We start from the raw sequence: 16720 nt of genomic DNA, 5'->3' as shown, positions 1-16720 counted from the left end.
CCGTTTCATGTAAGCGGAGGTCTGGATTCGGTAAAGGTTTGGTAAATCGCCTGCAAAGGACGTCAGTCGGTAATGACGCTTTTGATGCGACTGGTCAGCTCATCCATGGAGAACGGCTTGGTCAGCAAATGCATGCCGGGCTCCAGCTGTTCTTCCCAGCCCAGCGCGTTATGGGCATAGCCGGTGATGAACAGTATTTTCAGGTCAGGGCGCAGACTGCGTCCGGCGTCTGCTACCTGGCGGCCATTGATACCACCGGGCAGACCGACATCAGTGACCAGAAGGTCAATGTGCCGGCTGGATTGGAGTACTCGCAGCCCGCTGGCGCCGTCTTCCGCTTCGATGGCGGTATAGCCCAGATCTTCCAGCACCTCGCGGATCAGCATGCGCACGGTGTGTTCGTCATCAATCACCAGTACCGTTTCGCCACGTTCGGCCAGCGGCGGTGGCGTCAGGGCCAATGGCGTGTCAGATGGCGCAATCTCGCTCCGTGACCGTGGCAAGTACAAGGTCATGTTGGTGCCCACATTCATGATCGAATGGATGTGCACGCTACCGCCCGACTGCCGGACGAAACCGTAGATCATCGACAGCCCCAGACCGGTGCCTTCGCCCATGGGTTTGGTGGTGAAGAACGGGTCAAATGCATGGGCAATAACGTCGCTGCTCATGCCACTGCCGGTGTCGCAGACACTCAGGGTCAGATACTCGCCTACAGGCAAATCCCGTTCGGCGGCGGCCCTGGCCTGCAGAGTGCAATTGCCGGTACGGATGGTCAGGGTGCCGCCCTCGGGCATGGCGTCGCGGGCATTGATGCACAGGTTGAGCAGGGCGTTTTCCAGTTGATTTGGATCGACCTGCGTCAGCCACAGATTAGCGTCGTTCTTGACTTGCACATTCACGGCGGGGCCGATCGTGCTGCGAATCAGCTCAAGCATGCTCGCGACCAAGCGATTGACGTCGGTTGCGATAGGTTCCAGGGTTTGGCGGCGCGAGAAGGCGAGTAATCGATGGGTCAGTGCCGCTGCCCGACGCGAGGCGCCTTGTGCCGCGTCGAGGTAGCGGTCTATTTCACCGACGCGATTCTGTGCGATCCGCCGCTTGATCATCTCCAAGCTGCCGGTGATTCCGGTCAGCAGGTTGTTGAAATCATGAGCCAGACCGCCCGTCAGTTGGCCGACGGCTTCCATTTTCTGACTCTGCCGCAGTTGCTGTTCGAGCAGACGCTGAGCCGTCATCTCGATGCCGACGCCTGTACGCCGAACCGGCTCGCCGGTATTACTGAAATACGTGTGGCCGCGAGAAAGCACCCAGCGGACTGACCCGTCGGGATGAACGATGCGGTATTCGAGTTCGAGGTCGCCGCTGTTGACCAACCCGCCTGCCATGGTCTTGCGCAGCGCGGCCAGGTCATCGGGGTGAACGTTGGCGAGAAAATCCTTGCGCTTGATGCCACCGGCGGCCTGCACCGGGTCAATGCCATACAACTCGCTGATGCCAGCGTCGCAGTAGAAACAGTCGCTGGACACTTCATAGGTCCAGACTCCAACCCCGCTGACCGCCGAAAGGGCAAGGCGGGCGAAATCCATGGAGTCATACAGCGCCGTCTCGCCGGTCTCCTCGGCCGTCACATCTCGCGCTCCGGCCTCGGGAACTTGCATGAGCCGCAGAGTCGCCTGGCGCGCGTCTTCAACACTTGCGTAATGCCCGTCGCGCACCTGGGCTTCAAGCAGTGCGGAGAGTGCAAGGTCGAGGGCCAAGTCCTGAGGTGCCCGGTAGGACATGCGCAGTTCTCTGTACGGAGGAAAGTGAGCCAATCGGCGATTATCACACAAGCGAGGCAAAAAGCCGTGAATGGTGAGATGTCACTTTGATTGCAGTTCGGGTTGGACAGCAAGAAGCAGGGTGTGATCAGGTTGGATAGCGGGTTTGCTACACGCTCCAATCCAGCAGGAGCTCAGCATGACTTTTCGGATCACAGGCCTCTCCCCGGAACCTTTCCAGACGCTTTTTGGTTTATCCGACGACGCCTTGAAAGCGCTCGGCGTAAAGCGTTACCACGTCGATAAAAAACCAGGCTTCCCTGACCGCATTGAATTGCTGGACGCGGAAATTGGCGAGACGGTGCTTTTACTGAATCACGTCTGCCAGCCGGCCATGACTCCTTATCGCGCGACTCATGCGATTTTCATCCGCGAAGGGGCTAGCCAGACTTACGACGCTATCGATCAGGTTCCTGAGTCAATGCGCATCCGCCTGCTGTCGCTGAGGGGCTATGACGCGGAAGGGATGATGATCGAAGCTGACGTCGTGGAGGGCGTGGCGATAGAGCCGGTGATCGAGCAGATATTTGCCAATCCAGAGGTCAGTTACATCCATGTTCATAACGCGCGCAGAGGGTGTTACGCGGGGCGGGTTGATCGGGGATAGGCGCGGCTACGACGGGTTACGCAATATCTGTTGGAGCGAGGCTTGCCCGCGAACAAGGATGGCTCGGTGTATCTGATCCACCTTAATGACTGCTTCGCGAGCAAGCACCGCACACATAGACCGCGCTATTCCGTAGGACCGGCTTTAGCCGGGAGGGCTTCGGGACATTCACTACATATTCCTCGTCAGAAATACCGCTCTCCCGGCTAAAGCCGGTCCTACGGGATTGCAAGCAAACATAGAATCTCCCACAACATCCCGGCACCCAGTCTCAGATGTTCAACATTTCGTTTCAGCCAAACCCCATAATGCCGCGACTAATAAAGTCTGAGATCGAGCCCTGTGAATATTCGTAAACCCATCGACGGTCAGGCTGCGGTCATGATGACCGTGCTGTGTACCGTATGGGGTCTGCAGCAAGTCGCGATCAAGGCCGCTGCACCGGACATTGCGCCGATTTTCCAGATCGCCCTGCGCTCAGGCTTTGCGGCATTGATGGTCGGCGTGTTGCTGATGCTGCGCTGGCACCAGATGAAACGCAGCGGCACCTGGCAAGCCGGGATCATGGTCGGTGTGCTGTTTGCGCTGGAGTACCTCGCGGTGGGCGAAGGGCTGCGCTATACCTCGGCCGCGCACATGGTGATCTTCCTTTACACTGCACCGATATTTGTCGCCATCGGTCTGCATTTTCGGTTCCGCAGTGAACGGCTGACGTTGCTGCAATGGATCGGGATCCTCATCGCTTTCTCAGGTGTCGTGCTGGCGTTCTATGCCCCCGCAGCCCCCGGCGTATCAGTGCTGCATCAGCGGATTGGTGACGGGTTGGGTTTGCTGGCGGCTATTCTGTGGGCCGGTACGACCCTCACCATTCGCGGCTCCAGACTGTCCGACGCGCCCGCACCGCTGACACTGTTCTATCAGTTGGCCGGGGCCTTTGTGATCCTTGCGTTGATGGCTCTGGCCACCGGTCAAACGGGCATCAACCTGACCACCGTTGCGGTCAGCAGCCTGGCTTACCAGACCATCGGCGTCTCGTTCCTGAGTTTCCTCGTCTGGTTCTGGCTGCTGGGCCGCTATCTCGGTTCGCGCCTGGGCGTGCTGTCATTCATGACGCCCTTGTTCGGCGTGGTGTTTGGTGTGTGGCTGCTGGATGAGACGCTGGAATCCTCCTTTGTGATCGGCTCGGGACTGGTTCTCGCCGGCATTCTGCTGGTGAGCGGGCACGATCTGTTAAGGCAGGTGTTACACAAGCGCGCCCTTGGCAGGCAGTAGGTTCTGCTCGATCCAGTCAGCGGCTGTGGTCATTTCAATACCGTGGGTGGCGTTGAATGTGCGGTTTTTATCCCAGGCGACGCCTTTACCCTGGGCAAACACCGCCCGGTATTTGCACAGTGAATCCTCCGGCGCTGCGGCAAGAGCGCCGTTCAACTGCGTGACTGTCCATTCCACGCGAGACAGCGTGCGACCAAGCTTTTCGTCGAGGATGTCCGCCAGTTGTCTATAGCTCAGCGTGTCCCCCGCGACGAACACCACCTGGTTGATCAGGCGGGGTTCGGCAAAGATTATCTGCGCCGTCAGCTTGCCGATGTCCTCTGGCGTGGTGACGGTGACCTGCGTGTCCCAGGTGCCCAAGGCGTGAACCGTATTTTTAGCCAGCTCGACCACCCCAAACGCGGGCTCGAAAAGGAAGCTGGTAAACATGCCGGTGGAAATGATCAACCATTCGGTTGTGCGCTGGGCCCGTAAAAGCTCGCGGACTTCGAGCTGCTCATCAAAGAGGTCCTGCGGGCTGCCTTTACCGATTACGTCATAGTCCACGCCGAACTGCCACGGCACATAGCGCTTCACGCCTGCCTTGAGTGCCGCCTGAGTGAGCTTGAGTTGGGTGCCCGCGCCAGCAACGAAGCCAACGCAGCTGATAACTGTACCGAATTGCCGAAAGTGTTCGGCGAGTGCCTCGATGGAATCGTTGATCACATCGGCCTGCAAAATATGGATGCCCAGCGTTCGGAGTTCTTCAAGGGCACGTTTTTTCGAGCTGTTTTGAGTGGCGACAGCGGAGGGGCGCAGCAGCACGGTGATGCGCGCGTTTGTGCTGTCAGCACTCATTGCAGCCAGTTCGCGCAGGACTTGAGTGCCCAACTCTCCGGCTCCCAATACGAGAATATTGTCGGTTTTCACAGGTGTGGTCGGTTGCATGAATGTCCTCCGGATAGCCGCTCAATGGCGAGCGGTTGTTATCCTGTCACCATTGAGACGCGGCCATAAGTAGGCACACGAGTGATCCTGGGGGGCAAATGGACAACGAAGAAATCATCAGGCAATCGCAAGCGGCCTGCGAAGCGCTGAGTGCGCAAGACGATGGTTTGAAGCGAGAAGTGCTGACTCATGCGGGTAATCGCTGGTCGCTGGGCATCGTTCACACGCTGGGTGTGGAAGGGCGGCTGAGGCATGCGGAAATCGCCAGGCGCATGAGCGGCGTGACGCAGCGGATGTTGACCCGCAGCCTGCGTCAGCTTGAAAGAGATGGTCTGGTTTTGCGTCGGGATTACAACGAAGTTCCGCCACGCGTCGACTACGAACTGTCGGAGCTTGGTCGCGGACTGCTGGTGCAGATGATTCCGCTCTGGATGTGGGTGGCGGGCAATGCAGAGGGTTTTCGCGAGGCTCGTGAGCGGTACGATGCGGCGGGTCTGGTGAAGGTGGAGTGAGTGTACAGATTCCGAAAGTGGAACAAATGCGCCATCTGGTTCGACCAGGACGCTGTCGTGCCGTAAGCGGGAGATCTGTAGGAGCTGCCGAAGGCTGCGATTGCGGTGTGTCAGGCTTAGCGCTTTCGCAGCCTTCGGCAGCTCCTACAGGGGGAGCGGTGTGTACTGGCTTCGCGGTGAACCTGTAGGAGCCAACAAGTTGGCTCCCCAGAGGTCCTTCGCTTGCGACGTCAGGCCGTTTCGTACGGTGAGTAATCCACATAGCCTTTGGCATCGCCACCGTAGTAGGTGTCGCGATCCGGAGTGGTCAGTGGCCAGCCGTTTTTCAGGCGGGCGACGAGGTCCGGGTTGGCGATGAAGGGTTGGCCGAAGGCGGCAAGGTCAATCAAGCCGGCATCCACCAGATCCTGAGCGCGCTCCAGCGTCATGTCGCCCGCGAGAATCAGTGCGGTGTTGCCCAGTTTGGCTTTGCATTCCTTGAGCAATTCGCGCAGCGCTTCTTCCTGTGCAGCGGAGCTTTCACCGGCCATGAAGAAGTGGGTCTGGTCCATGACGTGGACGTAGGCAATGCCGCGCTCATTCATGCCTGCGCAGAGCGCCGCGTAGGTTTCATCAATTTCAGGGTAGATCGGCATATCGAACAACTGGCCGTACGGCGAGATACGAATGCCGACCTTGTCCTTACCGATTCTGGCGCTGACGGCATCAACCACTTCGAACACGAAACGCAAACGGTCTTCGAGATTTTTCGCGCCATAGCGATCAGTGCGATCGTTGACCAGCGGGTTCAGGAACTGCTCAAGCAGATAGCCATTCGCACCGTGAATTTCCACGCCGTCAAAACCTGCATCGATAGCGTTTGCAGCCGCTTGAGCGAAGTCTCCAACGACTCGGCCAACTTCTTCAGTGGTCAGCGCTCGCGGGATGGACGTGTCAACGAAGCCCGGCTCGCCGTCCTCGGTGTAACCGAATGCCTTGCCACCTTGGGCTGGCTTGGTCGTGGAACTGACCGGGGCTTTGCCATCGACCTGAATAGAGGTGTGAGAAACCCGGCCGACATGCCAGAGCTGGGCGAACATCTTGCCGCCAACGCTGTGGACGGAGTCCGTCACCAGTTTCCAACCCTTGATTTGCGCATCGCTGAAGATGCCGGGGTTGAACAGATAACCCTGGCCTTCACGAGAAATCGGCGTGCCTTCTGAAACAATAAGGCCCGCAGTGCCGCGTTGGGTGTAATGCAGCGCAATCTGCTCGGTGGCGATGTCTTCCGGGGCGCGGGAGCGAGTCATTGGCGCCATGACGAAACGGTTATTCAGCGTCAGGCCGCTGAGATCATAGGAGGCAAAAAGGTTGGTCATGAATTGTAGTCTCCATGGACAGAATCTGGTTCCAGCGAGAAGCCCGGAGCTACAGGGCGTTCTCGTCAGATGAAATTGACCCCCATGGTAGGTTGTTGCTAAAGCAGCCACAATTGAGCGGAAAAGCAAAAGACTATTGCTGTATTAGCAATTGGTGGTTTTACTGGATGGATGTGCCGCGAAACGATTTGCTGGACTCGTATTGGTCTGTAGGAGCTGCCGAAGGCTGCGATAGATTTTGTTGACACACCGCAATCGCAGCCTTCGGCAGCTCCTACAGACTCTATATTTCTCGCATCGCCGCCTGAGTTTTCCCCATGCACCTAAAAGCCCACAGATTCTTCGCCATGGTCGCCGTCACCGGTAGTTTTTCCGCGACGGCGCGGCACTTTCAGGTACCTGCTTCTTCGGTATCCCGCTTCATTGCGGCATTGGAGCGGGACGTGGGGCAGCAACTGCTCTATCGCAATACCCGCGCAGTGAAACTCACCGACGCAGGCGAACGTTACTACGTGCAGATCCGTGAAGTTCTGGAGTTGCTGGACGCGGCGGACGAGGAGGTCAACGGCAAGGTCGGCGATATTCGCGGCCTGGTGAGGATCAATGCTCCGGTCGCCTTTGGTCATTTGCACATCGTGAAGTTATTGAATGGCCTTTATGAAAAGTACCCCGAGCTGACTGTCGAGTTGAACGTCACTGATGCGTTCATTGATCCCGTTCTGGAGGGCACCGACATCATCTTCCGGGTCGGGCAACTGCCTGACTCGGGCTTGATAGGCCGCAAAATTTGCGATCAGCGCTATTTGTTGTGTGCGAGCAGCGAATACCTGGAAAAGCACGGGCAACCGACTTCTCCACAGGATCTGCGTAATCATGCCTGTCTGGTTTACAAAGGCGTGAGCGGCATACAGCGCTGGCATTTTCGCCACCCCGGGCATGATGCCGAAGAGGTCATTGACGTCGACGGGCCGTTACGAAGCAATAACGGCCAAGTGTTGATGGAGGCTGCGCTGGCGGGCAGGGGGATCGTGTTGTTTCCTTCATGGCTGTTCAATCAGGCGCACTTGCGAAGCAAGGAGCTGATCCAGCTATTGCCCGAGTGGGAGGGGGCTGTCGAGCCTTCGTCGAGCCAGATCCATCTGCTATCGCCTGAGAATCGCCTTCGCTCGCAGAAAGTGCGGGTTGTATGGGATTATTTTTTGAATGCGATCGGTACACCGCCGTATTGGGACAGAGCGGAGTAACCGGTGGTGCCATCATGTAGGAGAAAACAGCGCCACTAATGGCGAAAGGCTTACATCGCGTGCTGCTGATCGTCCATTTATCCCTGTGTCGTATAAGCGCAATCTAAACCCATCAACCGAAACGCAGGAAGCGCTTCGGAGGTAAAGGATGACCACCATGGCCCGGATGGCTACTGACAGGATGTTGGAATGGTATTGATGAAAAGTAACCCGCTTCGGCGGGTTTTTTCATGCCTGCGTTTTAGGCCTGTCGGGCTGTAAACTGTTCACGCAATTGAGTAAGTGACCTTTATACTTTCCAGACACGAGACCTTCATGGCAAACCAAGACATCACTTTCGTCCCGGACCCTGATTCGGACTCCATTTCTTCCGACGTCGCCGGTTTTGGCGGCTTGCTGGTATCCACGCAGATTCCGACCCATGCCGACGGCAGCCTGGAGCTGGGCGATATCACGCTGCAAAGCGAATGCACCTTGCAAGCGCTGAAAGTAGCGCTGGAAAAGGCTGGCAGCTCCATGGATCGGGTATTGCACCTGACCATTTACCTCACCGACATGGCCGACCGCGCCGCATTCAACGAAGTGTACAAACGCTTTTTTGCCAAGCCCTGGCCCGTGCGCGCTGCCGTTGGCGTGGCTGCGTTGGCAGTTGAAGGCATGCGTGTGGAAGTGACGGCAATGGCGGCGAAAGGTTGAGGTAACGTCAATCCTCTCGCGGCTAAAGCCGCTCCTACGGATATCACATAACTGTAGGACTGGCTTTAGCCGGGAGGGCGTGATTTCTATCGAGGAGATGTGAGCCGCTTGCGCCTCAATCCAGATCCGCAGCGTCATGCCGCTCCGGCACTTGGGTCGCTTCATCGCCCCAGGTGCGGTTGACTCGGGTGCCCCGAATAACCGCAGGACGTTTGGCGATTTCATGCGCCCAGCGCTGCACGTGGGTGTATTCGTGCACCGCCAGAAATTCAGCCGCCGAGTACAGACCGCCCAGGATCACCTGGCCGTACCACGACCAGACTGCGATATCGGCAATGGTGTACTCATCGCCCGCCAGATACGTACTTTCACTCAGGCGGCGATCCAGCACATCCAGTTGGCGCTTGGCCTCCATGGTGAAGCGGTTGATCGGGTATTCCATTTTCTCCGGCGCGTAGACGTAAAAATGTCCGAAACCACCGCCAAGGTACGGCGCTGCACCCATTTGCCAGAACAGCCAGTTCAGGGTTTCAGTGCGGCCTGCTGGATCGGTCGGCAGAAAGCGCCCGAACTTTTCGGCGAGATACAGCAGGATCGAACCCGACTCGAACACGCGAATGGGCGGCTCGGCGCTGTAGTCCACCAATGCCGGAATCTTCGAATTGGGGTTGATATCGACAAAACCGCTGGAGAACTGATCACCTTCATTGATGCGGATCAGCCAGGCATCGTATTCCGCTTCGGTATGCCCCAGCGCGAGCAGCTCTTCGAGCAAGATAGTCACTTTGATGCCGTTGGGCGTCGCCAGTGAATAGAGCTGCAAAGGGTGCTTGCCCTTGGGCAGTGTCTTGTCGTGGGTCGGCCCGGCGACGGGCCGGTTGATGCTTGCGAACTGGCCACCCACGGCTTCGTTTTTCCATACCTTGGGCGGAACGTAAGGTGCGTTGCTCATGTGCGAATCTCCCGATCTATTCGATTCGAAAACGAGGCGCAGGCAGCCGCCACGTCAGTTCAGGTGGACTACCCTGCCAGCGCCGTGACGCGGAATCAATGCTGCCTGCGCATTTGAATTCGAACAAACCCATGACTCACGACGAAAGCCTAGCCCACTAGCGTGTCAATTCGCTCCGGCTGAATGCTGCACTGCCAGCGCCAGGCATCGGCCAGCATGCAGTCCAGTGAGCGACCGGCGCGCCAGTCCAGCTCATCAGCGGCTTTGCCCGGATCTGCCCAGCAACGCGCAATATCACCGGCACGGCGAGGCTCGTACGTCAGCGGCACGGCGACACCGCTGACACGTTCGAACGCCTTGACGACTTCCAGCACGGAATAACCCTGACCCGTGCCGAAATTCCAGACCCGCACGCCATGCAGCTGTCGTAACGCCTGCAATGCCTTCAGATGCCCCTCGGCAAGGTCCATCACATGCACATAATCGCGGACGCCGGTGCCATCCGGCGTTGCGTAATCATTGCCATAGACGCCCAGTGCTGCGCGTTCACCGCTGGCGACTTGAAGAAGATAAGGCAACAGATTATTCGGTGTGTTGGTCGGTGCTTCGCCAAGTTCCCCTGAACCATGGGCACCGATCGGATTGAAATAACGCAGCAGCCCAACCGACCAGCGGGGATCGGATGCGGCCATGCTGTTCATGACGTTTTCCGCCATCAGTTTCGATTGGCCGTATGGGTTCGAGGGCTGACCTGTGGCGCAGCTTTCATCAATAGGCATCACTGCACAGTCGCCATAGACCGTTGCGGATGAGCTGAATACCAGCGTAAACACTTCGGCGTCTGCCATGGCCTGACACAGCGTCACGCTGCCGCCCACGTTGGTGTCGTAATAGCGCAGCGGTTCCCGCACGCTTTCAGCGACCGCTTTCAAACCGGCGCAATGGATCACGGCATTGATGGTGTATTCGTTGAACAGCAGATCTAGCTGGCCTTTATTTCGAACGTCTCCAAAGATGAAGACAGGTCTTCGTCCCGATACTTTGGCAATCCGCTCCACGACCGAGCGTGAGCTATTGCAGAGGTTATCGAGAATCACGACGTCTTCGCCGTGCTCCATCAGTTCCAGCACTACGTGAGCACCGATATAGCCCACACCGCCAGTCACCAGGATCATAGTTCGCCTCATTTATTCACTGTGTGAACGGCGACTACTTACCTGCCGAGCCTGTATTTCGGCTCACTGTCACAGGCGTGACGATGAGGTGTATGAAGTTATGGGCTCCAGGTGCTGCGGGAGTTCAAAGGCGTTTACTCACCGGTACCTGCTGTTCATCGGCTTTACGTGGGGGCGTGTTGAACGCTGCGGGAACGGCAGGCCTCCAAGTTATGAAGCGCGCAGAACGTGATCCTCAATCACCGAGTAGCGTTTTATTCAACAGACGAGTGTCTTCGAGGCCGCGATCAAGCTGGCTTCAGTCTCGGATCCATATTTCAAAAGGAATCCGACATGAATTTTCCAGAGCAGCCTGACGACGCCCTTTCGCTGGTGAAAATCGACACCCCATCACGTGCAATCAGTCTGGCCAGACCTACTTTGCTGTGCCTGTCTCATTTGCGCTGGGGGTTCGTTTATCAGCGACCGCAACACGTCATGTCGCGTTTGGCCAAGGATTACGATGTGTTGTTCTTTGAAGAGCCAATCTTCACGGACACACCTCAGCCGGCACTCGATATCTCGCAACCTGCAACGGGCATTACCGTCATCGTGCCCCTTTTTGCCCATGGCACCAGCGCTGAGCAAGCAGTGGAGTGGCAACGCGAATTGCTTGACGGGTATCTGGCCGAACATTCGGGCAAAGACCTACCCTCGGCCAAAGAGCTGCTGCTGTGGTATCTCACACCCATGAGCCTGTCATTCACCGACCACCTGAAAGCTCGCGTGACGATTTTTGACTGCATGGACGAGCTGTCGGCCTTCAAGGGCGCACCGTCTGATTTGCTGGAAAAAGAACGTCAGTTGATGGCCAGGGCTGATGTGGTGTTCACCGGCGGCTACAGCTTGTGGGAGGCGAAGAAACTTCAGCATGGCAACGCCCATCCCGTGCCCAGCAGCGTCGATATTGCACACTTCGCAGCGGCCCGTGACAGGCTTCCAGAACCCGCGGACCAGGCTGGCATTGGTTATCCCCGACTGGGCTTCTTCGGCGTCATCGATGAGCGATTCGACATCGAACTGGTCAGCGAACTGGCTAGCCAACGACCTGACTGGCAGGTCGTGCTGATTGGTCCGGTGGTAAAAATCGACCCTGACTCACTGCCGCGCCAGCCCAATATTCACTATTTGGGGCCCAAGAGTTATGACGAGCTACCGCTGTATCTGTCGGGATGGGACGTGGCGCTGATGCCATTCGCGATCAACGAATCGACGCGATTTATCAGCCCGACCAAAACGCCGGAATACCTGGCGGGCGGCTGCCCGGTAGTGTCCACGCCGATTCGCGACGTGATCAGCGGCTATGGCAACTCAGGTGTAGTCACCATCGCCAATTCGCCGCAGGCATTCATTGCTGGAATTGAGGCTGCGCTGAAATCCAGGGTTGACGTCTCATTCAACCAACGCGCTGACGCAGTGCTGGATGGCATGTCGTGGGATAAAACCTGCGCCCTCATGAAGGAGCAGATCGAATGCCTACGATAACGATGGAGAACGCAAAAAAAGGCCCGTCGCAGGCAGGTGAGAAGCGCATTTACGATTATCTGATCGTCGGCGCAGGCTTTGCCGGATCGGTGATCGCCGAGCGTCTGGCGCAGGGCCTCGACAAGAATGTGCTGGTAGTCGACCGGCGCTCGCACATCGCCGGTAACGCCTATGACCACCTGGATGAAGCCGGAATCATGGTCCACCGCTATGGGCCGCATATCTTCCACACCAATGCGCAGCGCATCGTCGACTACCTGTCGCTGTTTACCGAATGGCGTCCTTATGAGCATCGCGTGCTGGCACAGGTCGACGAGCATCTGTTGCCGATCCCGATCAATCTGACCACGTTGAACACGCTCTATGGTCGCGCTATGGACGAGCATGAAGCCGAGGTTTTTCTGGCTGAGCGCGCAGAGCCTGTGGCGGATATTCGCACTTCCGAAGACGTTGTGATCAACCAGATCGGGCGTGAGTTATACGAGAAGTTTTTTCAGGGCTACACCCGCAAGCAATGGGGCCTGGACCCTTCGGAACTGGACAAGTCCGTCACTTCTCGCGTGCCCACGCGTACCAATAATGATGATCGGTATTTCACTGACGCGTTCCAGATGATGCCGCTGCATGGCTACACGCGTATGTTCGAAAACATGCTCGATGATCCACGCATCGACGTGTTGCTCAATACTGACTTCACCGCAGCCCGGGATCAGGTCAGCTATCGGGAGATCATTTTCTGCGGGCCGGTCGATGAGTATTTCGACTTCTGCTTTGGCCGGTTGCCGTATCGCTGCCTTGAGTTCAAACACGAGACGCTGCCTGTCGAACAGTTCCAGCCGGTGGCCGTCGTCAACTATCCCGATCAGAGCGTGCCCTACACACGAATCACCGAGTACAAACAGTTGACCGGCCAGACGCATCCGTTGAGCAGCATCAGCTATGAGTTTCCGTGTGCTGAAGGCGACCCGTACTACCCGATCCCGCGCCCGGAAAACGCAGAGCTGTACAAGCGCTACAGCGCGCTGGCAGATGAAACCCCGGGCGTCACTTTTCTGGGGCGGCTGGGTACTTACAAGTACTACAACATGGATCAGGTCGTGGGGCAGGCGCTGGCGCTCTATCAACGTATCGAAAAGGAGTCTAACGCGGCGCTAAGCCACGCAGTCGGGTCACTCTGATGTGCGGCCGGCAAGCGCTGCCATTGAGTTGTTTTCGCGGGGGGCTGTGATGACCTCCGCTCGGTTGTTCAACTCGTTTGTCATGGCCGGTTATGAGTGTTCCTCACACCGTCGCCGGGATGGGCGGCGGCTGGACATGCTCGCCGAAACCGGCCACGCCCGAAGTGTTGAAAAGGATTACGCGCAACTGGCGTCACTGGGAATTGCCTGCGCCCGCGACGGACTGCGCTGGCATCTGATCGAGCCCCGACCGGGCTACTACGACTGGAGCAGTTTTCTGCCGATGCTGCGCGCTGCGCGCGATTACAACGTGCAAGTGGTGTGGGATCTGTGTCATTACGGCTATCCCGACGGGCTTGATATCTGGAGGCCTGAATTCGTGGAGCGCTTCGCCCGGTTTTCAGGAGCGGTTGCCCAACTGATGAAAGACGAAGGCATGGACGTACCGTTTTTCTCACCCATCAACGAACTCTCTTTCTGGAGCTGGGCGGGCGGTGACGTGGGTTATTTCAACCCTTGCACCCACGGGCGAGGGCAGGAGCTCAAACATCAATTGGTACGCGCCAGTATCGCGGCGATTGAGTCGGTTCGTCAGCACACGCCGAACGCGCGTTTTGTGCAGTGTGATCCATTGATCAATGTGGTGGCGGGGTCAAGTCGAAGCGACGAGATCAATCAGGCCGAACAGTATCGATTGGCGCAGTTTGAAGGCTGGGATTTGTTGACGGGTCGTCAGTGGCCAGGCCTGGGTGGGCGAGAAGAGTACCTGGACATCGTCGGGGTCAATTTCTACCCGCAAAACCAGTGGGTACTCAACGGCGGGAAAATCCTGCGCGGTGAGCCTGCCTATCGTCCATTCGCGGGCATGCTCAAGGAGGTGCAGCAGCGTTACCAGCGACCGTTATTAATTTCGGAGACCGGTGCCGAAGACGAGGAGCGTGTGCCTTGGCTCGACTACGTCAGCACACAGATCGCTTTGGCCCGGCAGCGAGGCGTGGAAGTGGAGGCGCTGTGCTGGTATCCGTTTCTGGACTATCCCGGCTGGGACGACGGTCGATACTGCCCGGCAGGCCTGTTTGGTTATGCGGACGGCGAGGGCAATCGGGCACCGCATCATCCTTTGTGCGTGCAGATCCAGGCGCTTTCGACTCGCCATGATCAATAGCCGAATACGGGAACGCCCGCTGCCTGATACTCCAGTGCCTTTTCTCTGGCGTTACGTCCGGGTACGGCCCTGGCACTTCGGCACCATGCTGGTTCTGGTTGTGGGGGCAGCAAGTTGTGCGGTTGCCGTGCAATACGGCATGAAGCTGCTGGTGGACGCCATGGCCATAGAGGATCGCGCCGCAGGTCATGTGTGGTTCCCGTTTGTGTTGTTTATTGCGCTCATCGTGCTGGAGAACCTGTTCTGGCGGGCAGGTGGCTGGCTCGGATGTCGAACGGTGGTTGGCAGTTGCGCAGATTTGCGCATCGACTTGTTCAGCCATTTGACGGGGCATCCGATGCGCTACTTTTCTCAACACTTTGCGGGGGCACTGGCTAACCGGATTTCATCGGCGGGTGCTGCAGCCGGTTCCATCTACGGCGGGCTGGCGTGGAAAATCATTCCTCCGTGTGTCGATTTTCTCGGCGCGGTCATCGTGCTGTGTACGGTGCGATTGTCCATGGCGCTGGTTTTGATCGCTTGCGTAATCGCGGTCGCCGCCTTGATCACGTTGATTGGTATAAACGGCCGGGCCAAGCACATTGCCTTTGCTTCGCAGTCAGCGCGGGTGGGTGGCGAGATCGTCGACCTCGTGTCCAACGTGTGGAGCATCAAAGCTTTTTCTGCCCGTGAGCGGGAGCGTTTAAGGCTGGAAAAAGCCATAGGTGTCGAAGCGAAGGCCCAAAGCCGCAGCTGGATTTATCTGGAAAAAGCCCGCGTGTTGCATGACGTCTGCCTGTCGGTGATGGCCGGGGGCATGCTCGGTTGGGCCATAGACTTGTGGGTCGACGGTCTGGTGACAGCGGGTGATGTGGTGATGGTCAGCGCATTGACCTTTCGCATCCTTCACGGCTCGCGGGATCTGGCCCTGGCTCTGGTGGATACCTCCCAACAAATGGGCGTGATCGCTGAGACGCTCAGCATTATTGCCCAGCCCCATGGCTTGAGCGATACCCACGAAGAACTGGCTCCGACGCGTGGCAATATTCGCTTCATCGACGTGAGCTACAGCTACCCGGACGGACGTTCGGTGTTCAAGCATTTCTTTCTGGAGATACCGGCAGGGCAAAGCGTCGGCATTGTTGGCGTGTCGGGTGCAGGTAAATCGACGCTGATCAGTCTATTGCAACGCCTGGACGATGTGCGCAGCGGCATCATCCTGATCGACGACCGCGACATCCGCTCGGTCAGTCAGGACAGCCTGCGCCGACAGATATCAGTGGTCCCCCAGGAAACCGCGCTGTTCAATCGCAGCATCTACGAGAACATTGCTTACAGCCAACCCAAGGCTACTGAGCAACAGGTGATCGATGCGGCGCGGCAAGCTTATTGCGAAGATTTCATCAACGCGCTGCCCAGCGGCTACGGTACGCAAGTGGGCGAGCGCGGCGTGATGTTGTCAGGCGGCCAGCGGCAACGGCTTGGCCTGGCGCGGGCGTTTCTGCGCAACTCTCCGATCCTGATTCTGGACGAGGCCACTTCCGCGCTGGACTCGGAATCCGAAAAGGTTATTCAGATGGCGCTGGCTAATCTGATGCGCGGGCGCACGGTGCTGGCCATCGCCCACCGATTATCGACCATTGCCAGCTTTGACCGGGTTCTGGTGCTGCAAAGCGGCCGTGTGGTGCAGGACGGTTCGCCAACTGAATTGCGCAGTCAGGACGGGATATTTCGAACGCTCTGGCAGACGCAAAGCATGAATGCCCCGGAGGAGTGAATGCGTTCGATGCTCAACGTTTTCACCGTGTTCCGCAGCCAAACTTGCGGTGGGTAAAAAAGTTGAGGTGACTGAGTACCAAAGCAAACTAGAACCCGATGAAATGCGTGCTGACAGCCTCACGCTCGAAGGCAGGATTATCGTGCTGGATTGATTCGGTCGGCTTTCTGTTATCAAGCAGCGGGCGATCAGGGTAATCAGAGAGCGCCGCTCCAGGTAGGAGGCAACTTGTTGGCGAGAGGCTTTACGCGTTGGTTCAGGCCTGACGCCTCGCGAACAAGTTCGCTCCTACCGTATCAGATAGCGCCGCTCCAGGTAGGAGGCAACTTGTTGGCGAGAGGCTTTACGCGTTGGTTCAAGCCTGACGCCTCGCGAACAAGTTCGCTCCTACCGGTTTGGCGCCGTGCCAGGGTGCAGGGTAATCAGATAGCGCCGCTCCAGGTAGGAGGCAACTTGTTGGCGAGAGGCTTTACGCGTTGGTTCAAGCCTGACGCCTCGCGAACAAGTTCGCTCCTTCCGTTTGGCGCCGCG

14 protein-coding genes are annotated in these 16720 nt (G+C 57.7%); 9 read left to right on the top strand and 5 right to left on the bottom strand.

Annotation, left to right across the window (positions count from 1 at the left end; all coding sequences use genetic code 11):
• Window positions 1-62: 62 nt before the first annotated feature.
• Entirely contained in the window at window positions 63-1784 is a 1722-nt protein-coding gene (locus AO242_RS23405) for a PAS domain-containing hybrid sensor histidine kinase/response regulator (RefSeq protein ID WP_099270542.1), read from the bottom strand.
• Between the two features lie 178 nt (window positions 1785-1962).
• On the opposite strand from AO242_RS23405, the gene AO242_RS23400 reads away from it, so the two are divergent.
• Together AO242_RS23400 and AO242_RS23395 are read left to right on the top strand one after the other, a co-directional pair.
• Window positions 1963-2430, top strand: coding sequence for a DUF1203 domain-containing protein (locus AO242_RS23400; RefSeq protein ID WP_027899666.1), 468 nt, complete (start codon window positions 1963-1965; stop codon window positions 2428-2430).
• A 342-nt stretch (window positions 2431-2772) separates the two neighbouring features.
• A complete protein-coding gene (locus tag AO242_RS23395) occupies window positions 2773-3702 on the top strand; it encodes a DMT family transporter (protein ID WP_099270541.1) in 930 nt (309 codons plus the stop codon).
• On the opposite strand, the gene AO242_RS23390 is transcribed toward AO242_RS23395, so the two are convergent.
• Complete coding sequence (locus AO242_RS23390) at window positions 3673-4629, bottom strand: aromatic alcohol reductase (RefSeq protein WP_099270540.1); 957 nt, start codon at window positions 4627-4629, stop codon at window positions 3673-3675. The two genes, AO242_RS23395 and AO242_RS23390, sit on opposite strands and share 30 nt — an antisense overlap.
• Window positions 4630-4727: 98 nt before the next feature.
• On the opposite strand from AO242_RS23390, the gene AO242_RS23385 reads away from it, so the two are divergent.
• Window positions 4728-5141, top strand: coding sequence for a winged helix-turn-helix transcriptional regulator (locus AO242_RS23385; protein ID WP_027899663.1), 414 nt, complete (start codon window positions 4728-4730; stop codon window positions 5139-5141).
• Window positions 5142-5371: 230 nt separating this feature from the next.
• Here the strand turns inward: AO242_RS23385 and AO242_RS23380 are convergent, their stop codons facing one another.
• Window positions 5372-6499, bottom strand: a complete 1128-nt coding sequence (locus AO242_RS23380) for an alkene reductase (protein ID WP_099270539.1) — start codon at window positions 6497-6499, stop codon at window positions 5372-5374.
• Between the two features lie 317 nt (window positions 6500-6816).
• On the opposite strand from AO242_RS23380, the gene AO242_RS23375 reads away from it, so the two are divergent.
• On the top strand, window positions 6817-7743 hold the full coding sequence (locus AO242_RS23375) for a LysR family transcriptional regulator (RefSeq protein ID WP_027899661.1): 927 nt from the start codon (window positions 6817-6819) through the stop codon (window positions 7741-7743).
• A gap of 315 nt (window positions 7744-8058) precedes the next feature.
• A complete protein-coding gene (locus tag AO242_RS23370) occupies window positions 8059-8439 on the top strand; it encodes a RidA family protein (protein WP_087274197.1) in 381 nt (126 codons plus the stop codon).
• A gap of 115 nt (window positions 8440-8554) precedes the next feature.
• On the opposite strand, the gene yghU is transcribed toward AO242_RS23370, so the two are convergent.
• Together yghU and galE are read right to left on the bottom strand one after the other, a co-directional pair.
• Window positions 8555-9391 carry a glutathione-dependent disulfide-bond oxidoreductase gene (gene yghU / locus AO242_RS23365; protein ID WP_099270538.1) on the bottom strand — a complete coding sequence of 279 codons (837 nt, stop codon included), beginning with the start codon at window positions 9389-9391 and terminating at the stop codon, window positions 8555-8557.
• A 149-nt stretch (window positions 9392-9540) separates the two neighbouring features.
• Window positions 9541-10566, bottom strand: coding sequence for a UDP-glucose 4-epimerase GalE (galE, locus tag AO242_RS23360; protein ID WP_099270537.1), 1026 nt, complete (start codon window positions 10564-10566; stop codon window positions 9541-9543).
• A gap of 333 nt (window positions 10567-10899) precedes the next feature.
• On the opposite strand from galE, the gene AO242_RS23355 reads away from it, so the two are divergent.
• The 4 genes from AO242_RS23355 to AO242_RS23340 are packed head-to-tail and all read left to right on the top strand — an operon-like array spanning window position 10900 to window position 16189.
• Window positions 10900-12090 carry a glycosyltransferase family 1 protein gene (locus AO242_RS23355; protein ID WP_099270536.1) on the top strand — a complete coding sequence of 397 codons (1191 nt, stop codon included), beginning with the start codon at window positions 10900-10902 and terminating at the stop codon, window positions 12088-12090.
• Window positions 12078-13268, top strand: a complete 1191-nt coding sequence (gene glf, locus AO242_RS23350) for a UDP-galactopyranose mutase (protein WP_099270535.1) — start codon at window positions 12078-12080, stop codon at window positions 13266-13268. The genes AO242_RS23355 and glf overlap by 13 nt, the downstream gene beginning before the upstream one ends.
• A 49-nt stretch (window positions 13269-13317) precedes the next feature.
• Window positions 13318-14433 carry a beta-glucosidase gene (locus AO242_RS23345; protein WP_099270534.1) on the top strand — a complete coding sequence of 372 codons (1116 nt, stop codon included), beginning with the start codon at window positions 13318-13320 and terminating at the stop codon, window positions 14431-14433.
• Window positions 14423-16189, top strand: coding sequence for an ABC transporter ATP-binding protein (locus tag AO242_RS23340; RefSeq protein ID WP_099270533.1), 1767 nt, complete (start codon window positions 14423-14425; stop codon window positions 16187-16189). The genes AO242_RS23345 and AO242_RS23340 overlap by 11 nt, the downstream gene beginning before the upstream one ends.
• The last annotated feature ends 531 nt before the right edge of the window (window positions 16190-16720 follow it).

Origin of the sequence: Pseudomonas sp. ICMP 561 (assembly GCF_002699985.1) — a bacterium.
GTDB lineage: Bacteria > Pseudomonadota > Gammaproteobacteria > Pseudomonadales > Pseudomonadaceae > Aquipseudomonas > Aquipseudomonas quasicaspiana.
The sequence above is the reverse complement of the archived record's forward strand: the minus strand, read 5'-3'. Positions and strand labels throughout refer to the sequence as shown.